The organism is Anaerobiospirillum sp. NML120449, from assembly GCF_023051105.1.
In the GTDB taxonomy this organism is placed as follows: Bacteria; Pseudomonadota; Gammaproteobacteria; order Enterobacterales; family Succinivibrionaceae; genus Anaerobiospirillum.
Window position 1 is genome coordinate 1 of the sequence record NZ_JALKIL010000067.1, and the last position, 13,349, is coordinate 13,349.

6 protein-coding genes are annotated in these 13,349 nt (G+C 50.0%); 5 read left to right on the forward strand and 1 reads right to left on the reverse strand.

Going from position 1 to position 13,349, the window contains the following annotated elements; translation table 11 throughout:
* Positions 1 to 226: 226 nt before the first annotated feature.
* The 5 genes from MXE41_RS12465 (at position 227) to MXE41_RS12485 (ending at position 10,987) form a co-directional block, all read left to right on the forward strand.
* A complete protein-coding gene (locus tag MXE41_RS12465) occupies positions 227 to 880 on the forward strand; it encodes an L-fuculose-phosphate aldolase (RefSeq protein WP_246979015.1) in 654 nt (217 codons plus the stop codon).
* Between the two features lie 737 nt (positions 881 to 1,617).
* Positions 1,618 to 3,108: a sugar ABC transporter ATP-binding protein gene (locus MXE41_RS12470; protein ID WP_246979016.1), complete on the forward strand. Its 1,491-nt coding sequence runs from the start codon at positions 1,618 to 1,620 to the stop codon at positions 3,106 to 3,108.
* A gap of 524 nt (positions 3,109 to 3,632) precedes the next feature.
* Positions 3,633 to 4,616, forward strand: a complete 984-nt coding sequence (locus tag MXE41_RS12475) for an ABC transporter permease (RefSeq protein WP_246979017.1) — start codon at positions 3,633 to 3,635, stop codon at positions 4,614 to 4,616.
* A gap of 1,498 nt (positions 4,617 to 6,114) precedes the next feature.
* A complete protein-coding gene (locus MXE41_RS12480) occupies positions 6,115 to 7,191 on the forward strand; it encodes an ABC transporter substrate-binding protein (RefSeq protein WP_247074191.1) in 1,077 nt (358 codons plus the stop codon).
* Positions 7,192 to 8,134: 943 nt separating this feature from the next.
* Positions 8,135 to 10,987 (forward strand): DNA methyltransferase, encoded by a 2,853-nt coding sequence (locus MXE41_RS12485; protein WP_247100761.1) that lies wholly within the window; start codon positions 8,135 to 8,137, stop codon positions 10,985 to 10,987.
* 1,398 nt (positions 10,988 to 12,385) lie between these two features.
* On the opposite strand, the gene MXE41_RS12490 is transcribed toward MXE41_RS12485, so the two are convergent.
* The gene (locus MXE41_RS12490) at positions 12,386 to 13,039 is read right to left on the reverse strand and encodes an L-fuculose-phosphate aldolase (RefSeq protein WP_246979019.1); all 654 of its coding nucleotides are present in this window, start codon (positions 13,037 to 13,039) and stop codon (positions 12,386 to 12,388) included.
* Positions 13,040 to 13,349 lie beyond the last annotated feature (310 nt).

Sequence of the window (13,349 nt, forward strand, 5' to 3'; positions counted from 1 at the left end):
AAACGCCGCACAGTTTACGGCTTAACGCCGTCAGCTTTTAACCGGGCTGCCTTAGGGCAGCCTTATGGAGGCAGCCAGCTCTGATTTAGCTTTTTGTGCATCAGATACTTGCGCTGCCTTACATCCCGGCCAGCAGGTACAGTTTTCAAAAGTGAGACTGCCCCGTAAGGCCGGGAACTGCAAGCACTGAATTAATGCCTTAAATCAGGCAGTAGAGGATAAACGTATGTTAATGGAGAAAGCCCGCCACGATCTGGTTGAATACGGTAAGAAGCTGGTTCACGCCAACCTGACCAAGGGAACAGGCGGCAACCTGTCAGTTTTTGACCGCGCCAATGGCACTGTAGCCATTACCCCAAGCGGCATCGATTTCTTTGAGATTACCCCTGAGGACATTGTTATTGTTGACCTCGAGGGCAAGACCATTGAGGGCACCCGCACTCCTTCATCCGAGTGGGAAATGCACCTCATGCCTTATCGTCACCGTACTGACATTGATGCAGTAATTCACGCCCACACCACTTATGCTACCGTGCTGGCTGTACTGCGTCAGGACCTGCCTCCATCTCACTACATGGTTGAGGTTGCCGGTCACAACGTACGCTGCGCTCCTTATGCTACCTACGGCTCCCATGAACTTGCTGTAAACAGCTATGAGTACATGAAGGACCGCCGTGCCGTGCTTCTTGCCAACCACGGTATTCTGGCCGGTGCCCATGACCTTCTCAATGCCTTTAACATCATTGAGGAGGTGGAGTACTGTTCTCACATCCACTGGATGGCTTCATGCATGGGCAAACCAGTCATTCTCCCTGATGAAGAGATGGAGTTAATGGCTGAGAAGTTCAAGACTTACGGTCAGCGTAAGGCCAAGGACTGATAGATACTTTGCACCCGCTGCGGGCAATGGCCGATGGCTGTTGCCCATGGCGGGTGTGGTTTTTTCAGGACGTTAAGAGCCTGAAAACTTACGGACCATCTTTTTCTCCATAGTTACCTCTCCTTAATCCTGGAACCGGCCTGAAATGAATGCTCCGGGCATGAGCAGGCGCTGCAGCGCAGGGCCGCAGCAGATGCCATGCCGGACTTCAGATGCCAGAGCTGCTGTTTCCTCCTTGCAGCAGTGGCAGATGTACCGGTAAACGCGCATGGGCGGTCAGTTCAGTCAGGTACGGTTCTTTTCAGGGAAGAAACATCTTACATAAGATTTTATGGAGAAACCTGCAGGCAGGCAGGAATCAGCGCCGGACTTTGCACGGCGGGATGGTTTTGTCTCTTGTCAGCCGGCACCGCAAGGTGACCATGGCTGCTTTCCCTACAGAACACATACTGCAGCGCAGTATCAAAAGGTAAATTCAGTCGGGTATGTTTGCCCGGCCTGTGCAGCTGCAGATTTAAGAGTGTTTTCAGGTTTTTGAGTTTTTGCCTGAGCCTGGGAAAGAGAGTGCAGCCCGGAATAGTAACTGCCCTGAGGGCAGACTGGTATATGGAATTTGAGCCCCGGATCTGATTTTTCGCAGCAGCTCCGGAGCGTACAGAATGTACGTTAAAAGCCTGAATCTGCGCACTGCCTGATGCGCTTGCCATTGATATCACCGGGTATGAGGATGACTGAGTATGGCTAATATTATTCTGTCCATGCAGGGAATTAAGAAATCCTTCAACGGAGTGCCCGCATTAAAGAACGGCGCACTTGATCTGTATGAAGGTGAGGTTCATGCCCTGATGGGTGAGAACGGTGCCGGTAAATCTACTTTGATGAAGATTCTGACCGGCATCTATACGCGTGATGAGGGCCGAATATTTTACGATGGCATGGATGTCGAATTTTCCGGACCAGCTGAATCAGAGTCAGCAGGTATTGCTATCGTGCACCAGGAACTCAACATGATGAAGGATCTGACAGTTGCTCAGAACCTCTTTATCGGCCACGAGGCCATGAACGGCATGTTCATCGACGATGCGGCCATGGAGGACAAGGCACGGGAGCTGTTCAAAATCCTTAATGTTGATATCGACCCTTCAGTAAAGGTAGGCATGCTTACTGTTGGTAAGCAGCAGATGGTGGAAATTGCCAAGGTTATCTCCAAGAATGCCAAGGTAATCGTTCTTGATGAGCCTACTGCAGCCCTTACAGATCATGAGATTGAAGAGCTCTTCCGTGTAATTCGTGACCTGCGTTCCAAGGGTGCCGCCATTGTCTACATTTCCCACCGCATGGATGAAATTAACGTAATTTCAGACCGTATCACCATCATGCGTGACGGTGAGTACGTGGGCGTGCTTGATGCGAAGAGCTGTACCAAGGACGATATCATCAAGATGATGGTAGGTCGAACAGTCTTTATTGAGCCAAAGACCAAATCCCAGGTCCCTGAAGGTGCAAAGGTACTGCTGCGCTGCGAGAAGCTTAACCGTGGCAAGTTTGTACGCGATGTGTCATTTGAAGTGCATGCCGGCGAGATTATTGGTTTCTCCGGTCTGATGGGTGCAGGACGTACTGAAACAGCACGACTTATCTTCGGCGCTGACCGCATGGATTCAGGTCAGATTTTCATTGATGGCAAGGAAGTAAAGATCAACTCTCCAAAGGATGCTGTAGCCCATGGCATTGGCTATCTGTCTGAGGACAGAAAGCGCTATGGTCTGCTGGTAGACAAGTCAGTTGAGGAGAATACTGTTATTGCTTCCCTGGCCAAGTTCATTTCAGGATTCAACTTCATTGACCAGGCTAAGACCGAAGAGGTCTCCAAAAAGTATGTCAGTGAGCTGAAAACCAAGACTCCAAGTGTCAAGCAGATCATCAAGAAGCTCTCCGGTGGTAACCAGCAGAAAGTGGTTATTGCCAAGTGGCTTACTGATGACAGTGACATTTTGATCTTCGACGAACCAACCCGTGGTATTGACGTAGGCGCCAAGAGTGAAATCTACAATCTGATGGAGACCCTGGCCAAGCAGGGCAAGGCCATTATCATGATTTCATCTGAGCTCCCTGAGATTCTTCGTATGTCCGACCGTGTGGCTGTAATGTGCGAAGGCAGACTCACCGGAATCGTGCCTATTGAGGAGGCAACTCAGGAAAAGATCATGGCCCTGGCAACCCGTTAACTGTCAGTCCCGGCCGTGCCGGCCCTGTTAACAGAATGTCCTGCTGTGGCAGGACCTGTTAAGGGCAGCACCGGTAAGCATATGTGCTGCCGGTGTTTCCCGGTGACCACTTTGCCGGAGCCGTGCTGAACATGGCGCCCAGCATCCCCTCCAGGGGCTGTGCCCGGCGCGCAGCACCCCCTCCAGGGGCTGAGCCCGGCGCCCAGCACCCCCTCCAGGGGCTGAGCCCGGCGCGCAGCATCCCCTCCAGGAGCTGAGCTTCAGGATCAGCAGCCCTCCGGGTCCTGAGCCGGTACAGGGACTGTCGAAATCAATGCATACACACAGCCGGAAACGACCGGCTGAACTCTGAACTTATCCTCACAGCTGATCAGGGCTCAATGCCTGGTAACCATAAAGCCTGTGGCGGGCCTGCACAAGGTCTGGTTGACAGTGGCAACAGCCGGAGCAGTTAAGCTCATCTTCAGCAGCAGAGCAGGGACAGCCCTGACTGCAGGATAAAGTGTTATGAAAAGGAGTCTCCTGTGGATCAAATCAAAAAGCTGGTATCGAACCAGCAGGCCGCTGTAGTGCTGGCCCTCGTGCTTATCTGTGTTGTATTTGCGCTCATGACTGATCGCTTCATGCAGCCTACAACTTTCACCAACATCTCAAAGTCTGCCTACTACATTGCCTTTATGGCCATTGGCGTAACCTTCGTTATTGCCACGGGCGGTATCGACCTGTCCATTGGTACGGTAGCAATCTGCTCGGCCCTGGTGGGAGGTACGCTCATGGAGGCCGGAGCACCAATGCCTCTGGTACTGCTTACCATGCTGGCAACTGGTGTTATCTTCGGTCTTATTAATGGACTGCTGGTAACGCGACTGGGACTGCCATCCTTTATTGCCACTCTGGGCACCATGATGATGTCCCGTGGTCTGGGCTCCATCGTTTCAGGTACCAAGACCATCTCTTTCCCTCAGGGTTCAGCAGATGGCGCCTGGTTCCGTGAGCTCTTTATGATTACCTCTCGTGATGGCTTCCTGCCACGCAACTTCCCAACAGGCTTTATCCTGCTGGCCATTGCTGTAGTAGTCATGGCTCTGGTGCTCAACCGTACTCAGGTAGGCCGTTACATTCTTTCTATCGGCTCCAACCGTGAGGCTACCCGTCTGTCAGGTATTAACGTTGACTACTACGAGACCATTGCCTATGTAATCTCCGGCTTCTTTGCCGCTCTGGCCGGTATCGCTTATGTAGCCGTATTTACTACCGCACAGCCAAATACCGGTAACGGCTTTGAGCTTGATGCCATTGCAGGTGTGGTAATCGGAGGTACTTCGCTTGCAGGTGGCGTGGGATCGATTCTGGGAACGGTACTTGGTGTGTTCATCATGACCGTACTTAAGATTGGCTTCCCATACATTGGTGTACAGAGCCACTATCAGATGTTTATCACCGGTATTATTCTGGTAATTGCCGTGTACATTGACATCATCAACCGCAAGCGTAAGGGTCTTGCCTGATAAGGCTCGCGTAAGCGGTAAGTCCTGTACTGACCCGGGAGTTCTGATACGGCATGTCCCCACGTCATCGCGCTGAGTTTGCAGCAGCCTGAGACAGGGCAGCCGGTCGACAGAGCATCAGGCCAGCCCCGGCACTGATGACGGATCGACCCTCAGGTATGTCACTCCACTATGGGGCCGGAACAGCCTTCTCATACCAGCCTTAAACACGGTGCAAGAGAAGGCAGGCAGCACCAGCAGGTCTGCACCTGATGCTCTTAACTCAGATGCCAGACCATAAAGCTGCCACATCAAGATGTCGCAAGGGCGCTACCTTGAAAAAGCTCATCAGCCGCACAGTTTGTGCGCCCCATGAGGACCGAAGCCAGAAGCCCGATAAGGCTCAAAAGCCTGACAGGTCAGGAGCAGTTCATGGAAACTCCCGACTGCTCCGGCAAGGTACGCCCTTGAGTGGGCTTAGCCACTCTGGCATTAGCTGGGCCAGTGCCCGGCGACATCACCTGTTAATTCAGGCATTTCAAATGCGCGAGCAGTTGCGGGCAGCTGCACTCAATCCGCGCCTGCAGCAGGGCTGAAACAGCAGCCTGAGTCTGCCCGATTTCTACTGTCGACCTGCCTGTTAAACATTGAGCAGGACACCCAAATGACATGCGCCTTTTACAGGACAGCAAGTGCCTCAAAACAGGCCATGACGTGGGCATAAATGGGGCGTTATGCCGCCCTGAATCGCGCATGCGCATGCGTCTTAGTGCAGTACAGACGCTAAACGCGATGCACATCACACAAATCAAATATGACTGCCAGAAACTGCATCTGAGCGTGGGCTTTTCTCTTATCATGAGACAGGCTCAAAAGGATAAGAAGCGGCGCGACGGACCCATGGTCCGCAGGTGAAAGTTAATGGGCGCCGACCAGAAAATTCCCTTCAGTTAATATCGTTATTTCAACTTAACAACAGAGTATGCGGATGCTGTAAGATCCGCAATGCCAGTAAGTACTCAACAGCCTCATCAGGCCGCAAGCCAGTCAGTCAGCCACAGCTGCACTGCCTGGGCACAGAGCGCCAGGCTCAGCCCCAGCAACAGCTGTGTTGCCTGGGTACAGAGCCCTGGCTCAGCTGCATTGGAGCTGTGAGCCTCGGGTCGTGATGCTGTTAAGTCTTTTGCCAATGTCTCATCTTTATTTAACCGACCGCAGTGGAGCCGGGAGCCCGCAGCGGTACACGCATAAACTGTAACAATCAATTTACTTCTGTAACGGATTCCGCTGTCTGACCGCCTGACCGATCTTTGCACTTTAGTTTTTACCGTCAGGCCTGTGCATACAGCTGATGACAGGTACATACGGATAGAATGATCCGACTGTGTTACCTGTACATGACAGCTTTCTGTCTGCTGTCATGATGCAGACTGCATATGATGCTGCTCGTATCATCCCTTTTCATCGCCCTTTTATGTATGATGGGCTTTTCGCAGATGGACAGGGCAGAGTGCTGATTATGCTCTCTGAATTTATCAAGTCTTATAAGGATGTTTTGTTTATGAAGCTCAAGAAGTTAGTCTTAGCCTTAGGTGCCGCCACTGTTTTATTCTCCGGCAGTGTATTTGCTGCTGATATGCACATCAACGTAGTTGCCAAGGGCTTCCAGCATCAGTTCTGGAAGGCTGTAGAGCAGGGCACTCAGAAAGCTGCAGACGAGTTTGATGTTACCGTAGACTTCCAGGGTCCGGACAATGAGTCCAACATCGCTCAGCAGGTAGAGTACCTCAATGCCGCTATCGCCACCGGTCCAGATGCTATCTGTCTTGCAGCTCTTGATACCCGTGCCATGCTTGACTCCATTCAGATGGCTCAGGACGAAGGCATTCCTATGATTGGCTTTGACTCTGGTGTACCTGATGCTCCAGAGGGCGCCATCAAGGCAACTGCTTCTACTGACAACACCGCTGCAGGTGGTCTGGCTGCCAGCAAACTCCATGAGATGATTAAAGCCAAGGTTGATGCCGCTACCAAGGACAAGCCTGTACGTATCGGTGTTATCGCTCAGGAGTCCAACTCCCAGTCCATCGTACAGCGTACCAAGGGCTTTGTTGATGCTTTCGTAAAGATCGTTGGTGCTGACAAGGTTTCTGTTGAGGGTCACGACTCTCTGCGTGCTGTAAAGAAGGGCGCTCCAGTAATCCTGGAAGTAGGTATCCCAGCTGAGGTTAAGGACGTTGACGCAGCTGCCGTAGCATCCGCTATTCTTGAGAAGGGCGATCTGATTGCCATTTACGGTTCCAACGAGTTCGCTACCAATGCCATTATTACCGCCAATGAAGGTCTGGACAAGCTGGGCTCTGACAAGGTTATCGCTGTAGGCTTTGATGCCGGCACCAAGGTACTTGACGCCATGGAAGCGGGCATTCTTTCCGGTGCTGTAACCCAGAACCCTGTACAGATCGGCTATCAGGCAGTACGTCTGGCAGTTGAGGCCGTAAACGGCAAGAAGGTTGAGGACGTGGACACTGGCGCTCTGTGGTACAACAAGGACAACATGAACGATCCTGCCATCAGCGTCTGCTTATACCGCTAATCAGCTCACTGTTTATCCTGTTAGTACGGCTCTGAACATATGAAGGGCATATCTCAGAGCCACCGGTGCGACAGTCAGGGCAGCTCAATCTGCTGTCTGAAACTATCGCATCCGGCAGCATAACTGACAATTTGCCACCCTCCGACTGCCTTCCCCGGGCAGATCGCCTTGCAATGGCTTCCCAGCCCACACTGCCGCCAGTCCTGGCGGCAGACCGTGGACCCACCTGCAAATAACTGAAAATCTTCCGTACAGACATTTTCAAGCCCGGCTGGCTCTTCATCATAAGTGGTGTTTTGTTAACATCATGTCAGTCTTTTTTGTTTTAGAAAGTGTTATGATGCGCTGTAAAACGATATGGCTGACAATGCATAAAGAAGTCAGACAGGACTGATGGTATGTCCCCATGGCCTAATCGCAGGTCAGACCTTGGTAAGAATGGTATTCACGGCATAATAGCAGGCCATACTGGGCCGAGTCTGGTACACAGGGCCTCATAACAGGTTATGCGGGGGCATGGTAGATTCCCGGGGCATTCTACAGCCTTATGGAGCATGTAAGATTCCCGGGGCATTCTACAGCCTTATGGAGCATGTAAGATTCCCGGGGCATTCATACAGGCTTATGGAGCATGTAAGATATCAGGTGCTGTAGGGTAGTAGATTTAAAGCCTGCTGAAAGTCAGCTGTTTAAGCTGCATCAGACGGCTGTGTGCTCATCACGAGCCGGGCTCTCCATGAGCATAATTTGGATAATTCATCCTCAAAAACTAAGTGCTGATAAGGGCAGTCCCGTTTATACGGTGACTGCCCTTTTTGCATGTGATATTGCGATAAATAACGGTATTACTTCAGTTGAATATGCCTGTTATTCAGGTTAGTATGCTCTTAAGTACTGGTACGGTACAGTTTATAAACTGTACGATTCTTTAAGGAACAGTTATATGAGTAATATCATTGAGCGAAGCAAGGCCGCAGAAGAGTTTGCTCTAAGGTGGTCTGGTCAGGGATATGAGAAAGGTCAGACACAGCTTTTCTGGGCTGAGCTGCTATCTGAAGTAATGGGGATAAAGCATCCATCTCAGTTCATATCTTTTGAGCTCAAGATAGGTGGTGCTGGCAAAAAGTACATTGATGCATACATTGAAAGCACCAAAGTGCTCATTGAGCAGAAATCGTACGGTACTGATCTTAATGTTAAGAGCCGTCAAAGCGATGGGCAGATGCTCAATGCTGCAGAGCAGGCTCAACGTTACTCATCAATGCTTCCTTACTCACTGCGTCCACGCTGGACAGTTGTTTGTAACTTCAGTACTTTCCACATCATTGATATGGAGAATCCGGAAGCGCCGCCTTTTGTCCTTTATCTTTCGAATCTGAAAAGGGATTATCATTATCTGGATTTTCTTATCAGTCCTGATAATGATCGGATTGTTAAGCTTACCGCTGTATCTGTTGAGGCGGGAAACATAGTCGGCCATCTTTATGACAGGCTGCTTGCACAGTTTCGCAATGTTCAGGAGGTCTGCGAAAATAATCGTTCCTCAAAAGACAAAGAGCAGGGTGAGGAACATCTGGGCAGCTACAGTAACAGTGAGATTTATTCCAGCCTGAACATATTATGTGTTCGTCTGGTTTTTTGCCTGTTTGCTGATGATTCTGGAATATTCAGCAAAAGAGGCATGTTCAGGAATTTCATTAGAAAGTTTGATGCCCAGTATCTTCATATTATGTTGGAGGTTCTCTTCCGTGAGCTGAATACAAGTTATGAGGAACGTTCACCTTTTCTGCCAGATGATCTCGCAGCATTCCCTTACGTTAATGGCGGCCTTTTCAGCCGTCAGGACATCATAATTCCAAGATTTACGGATGAAATTAAATCCATCCTTATTGATGAGGCCGGCGATCCTTTTGACTGGTCAGTTATTTCTCCTACAATCTTTGGCGCTGTGTTTGAGAGCACTATTAACCCTGATATCAGACGCAAAGAAGGTATGCACTATACCTCTATCGAGAATATTGAAAGTCTGATTAACCCTCTGTTTATGGACAAACTGATCCGTGAATTTGAGGAGATACGTGCGCTCAAGACTCCTTCAAGACGCAGACAACAGCTCCAGCAGTTTCAGAGGAAGCTTGCAGACATGAGGTTTCTGGATCCTGCATGCGGATCGGGAAACTTTCTTACTCAGACCTATATAAGCCTCAGGACACTTGAGAACGAAGTTCTCAGAGAGCTCTTTGACGGGCGCGCTGTTATGGGAGACATATTCAATCCGGTAATGGTCAGCATAGAGCAGTTCTATGGCATTGAGATTGATGATTTTGCCGCAACAGTAGCCAGAACTGCAATGTGGATTTCTGAAGCACAGATGCTTCGTAAAACAGAAGAGATAGTGAACAGACAAATTGAGTATCTGCCAATCAGGAATTATGCACATATCGTAAATGGAAATGCACTTACTGTTGACTGGTCTGAGATTGTGCCGGCACAGGATTTAAGCTATATCCTGGGTAATCCTCCTTTTATTGGTTATTCTCTTCAGAGTCCTTCTCAAAAACAGGAGGTGCTTTCCATTTGGAAAGATGAGAGCGGTCGTCAGTATCCTAATGCAGGAAAGATTGATTATGTGTCAGCCTGGATGTTTAAGGCTGCTTCGATGATGCAGGGAACATCCATCCATACTGCATTTGTGGCAACTAACTCCGTATGTCAGGGAGATCAGGTTTCATCAATATGGAGACCTTTATTTGAGCGATTTGGCGTTCATTTCACATTTGCAAGGCGTACTTTTGTATGGAACTCTGAGGCTCTGGACAAGGCTCATGTACACTGCGTAATTCTTGGATTTACAGCTGATAAGGAAGATGAAAGAAAGCTGATTTATGGAGAGGGACTTCAGGTCGCTGAGAATATCAATCCTTATCTGGTTGATGCCCCCATGTTCTTTATAGACAGTCGCAAGGAGCCTCTTTATGATGTTCCAAGGATGTCAGCAGGCAACCGGCCGGCCGATGGCGGACATCTGATCCTTGATGAGCAGGCGTATGATGAACTTACTGCTGCTGAACCCGGGGTAAAGCCTTTCATTAAGGAGCTGGTGGGGGCTGATGAGTTTATTAAAGGAACACGCAGATACTGTCTGTGGTTTGCAGGTATAGTCGGAGCAGAGTCCATAATCAGGAAACTGCCGCTTACCCTTAAGAGGGTTAAGGCATGTAAGGCAAGCCGTATGGGTGGTGCTCCTGACAGGCAAAAGCTAGCTGATCGCCCATGGTTATTCAGGGAAACATCAAATCCTGATGCATATCTGATTATTCCCAACACCTCCTCTGAAAGAAGGGAATATATTCCTATGGGATTTGCTGATAATGGCAGCATACCAGCTAATTCTTTATCGATTATCCCTGATGCTCAAATCCATCATTTTGCCGTGCTGACCTCATCTGTACATATGGCCTGGATGCGAACTGTAGGTGGGCGACTGAAAAGCAGTTATCGTTACAGCAAGGATATTGTTTATAACAACTTCCCTTGGCCTGAGATGGACAGAAAACTGGTTAATACACTCAAAAAGACAGGTCAGGGCATTCTTGATGCCCGTAAGTTGTCTGCAGGGGCTACTCTTGCCGATATGTATGACCCTGATCTTATGCCTGCAGCTCTGCGTAAGGCGCACAAGGAAAATGATAAGGCTGTACTCAAGGCCTATGGGCTCAGGGCTGACAGTAACGAGCCTCAGATAATCAGCCGTCTCTTTGAGATCTATCAGCATACAGTCATGAGCAAAGCATAGTCTGCCAGCCATGCGGCATCATGCCATTTCATGGCATTGCATGACCTGTATTGCATTGCAATGTAACGGCATATGCCACACCTGTGAGACTTGCTGATACCATGCAACATACCATGGCAGCGTACTGACTCTGTCATATGTCATTACTTTTCCGTGTTGTCTGGCTATGGAGGAGCAATTAACAGATAAGCTGTGCGTCTTCGTACGGATACCGGACAGTTGCCCGGAATATGCCGTACTGATGCGTACGGCTCTCCGTGATGTATCGTACAGCCGCGTACGGATACTGGGCAGTTACCCGGGATATGCCGTACGTACGTATGGATGAATACTGATGCGTACAGATTGCGTACAGCGGCCAGACATATGTTTGCTGATTTAGGACATGAAAAAAGCGGTTATCCTTTGGGATGACCGCTTTGGGGCTTAAGAAGTCTTAAGCTCTTTGTTTGCTTTGTTGAGAGCTGATTTTAGCACTGTGCATGAAACTTTGCTCATGTATGTACCATGGAGGGGCATCGCGAGAACAAGTCCTTGTCAGGCAATGTACAGCGTCTGATTAATCCCTGATTTATGATGGATTATTCGTCTGCTTTGCTTGTGCGTCCGATAAAAACCATTGTCATTTGAAATGTATTGCTATTGGTTAGCAGCAGTGTAGACAATGCACTGCCATTTCGAGCAGTGGTGAAGGCATGGCATGGAATTGCATTGCATGGCATTGCATTGCAGGCATGGCATTGTATGGCAATGGACAGTTCAGGAGTCAGCAAGGCACTTCCATTGGCGTTAAGTTCTGCTGGCAGGGAATGAGGTGGTGAGAGCTTAGCCGGGTTCAATGAGTTTGCCGGTAGAGAGCTTAGCCGGGTTCAATGAGATGGCGGTAGAGAGATCGCTTACAGGGCAGGGGCCAGAGACTGTGATGGATCGGAGGTGGTTGCTGGCAGGTTGTTGCTGGCATGAAGGGCACAGCCGGGCAAAAAGGCCCGGACATGATCTGTAGCGGCCTTTGATTGAGTTTTTGCTGCAGCTGTGCAGGATGCAGCTATGGCCGGGGCTGTGAGGTTTTACTGCCTGACGGGTTCGGAGCGTCAATGATGGCAGCAGCAGCCTGGGATCATGGCAGGGCCATGTGAATACTCTGGCGGCCAGCTGCATCATAAGGCTGAACCTTATGTGGTACATGGCAGCGCCAAATGCCTGACTTTGCAGGGCTGGGGCCAGTCTGGAGTTCAGTGGAGATGTTGAGCCAGAAAGGCCGGACGGCTGCCCTTAAGATGGCAGTATGAGCAGCCGTATACATGAAAGCCCGGCTGGTGCCGGGCTCCCTTGTATATATATGCAGGAATAGCGCTCCTGCACTGGCTTAAGGTTCTGGACCTTAAGCTTTGCAGACTGTTAGTCCTTGGCCTTGCGCTGGCCGTAGGTCTTGAACTTCTCAGCCATTAATTCCATTTCCTCATCTGGGAGGATAACTGGCTTGCCCATGCAGGAGGCCATCCAGTGAATCTGTGAGCAGTACTCAACTTCTTCAATGATGTTAAAGGCGTTGAGCAGGTCATTGGCACCGGCCAGAATACCGTGGTTAGCCAGCAGAACAGCGCGGCGGTCCTTCATGTACTCATTGGCGTTTACTGCCAGCTCGTGAGAGCCGTAGGTAGCATAAGGAGCACAGCGAACATTGTGACCTGCAACCTCAACCATGTAGTGTGATGGAGGAAGATCCTGACGCAGTACGGCCAGTACGGTGGCATAGGTGGTGTGAGCGTGGATAACAGCATCGATATCGGTGCGGTGACGGTATGGCATCAGGTGCATTTCCCACTCGGAGGATGGAGTACGGGTGCCTTCGATGGTCTTGCCGTCCAGATCGATAATGACAATGTCCTCAGGGGTGATTTCAAAGAAATCGATGCCGCTTGGAGTAATGGCTACAGTGCCGGCAGCACGGTCATAAACGGAGAGGTTGCCACCGGTGCCCTTGGTCAGATTGGAAGTAACGAGCTTCTTACCAAACTCAACTAATTCTAAGCGGGCTTTTTCCATTAACATAGTCGTGATCCTTCAAATTATCACTGTAAACCGCTGACAGGTGTCTGTGATAAGGGCCTGTTCTGCCCTCATATATGCGCAGGATGCGGTTTAAGGAGGCGCCTGATAAGGCGCAGGTAAAGTTTAATCTGTGTGTTTACTTCAGCAGAGGCTCTACAGGGATCCTCCTGCTGGATTAAGACAGTCTGGACTGTTTTTGGGCAGGCTCTGCTCATTACAGTTGCAGAGCCTGAACCAGCCCCTTATTTCGTTGAGCATGGCGCTAATGCTGCCATGCCGGGGCTGATTAAGCGGCTGCAGACCGCCGGTC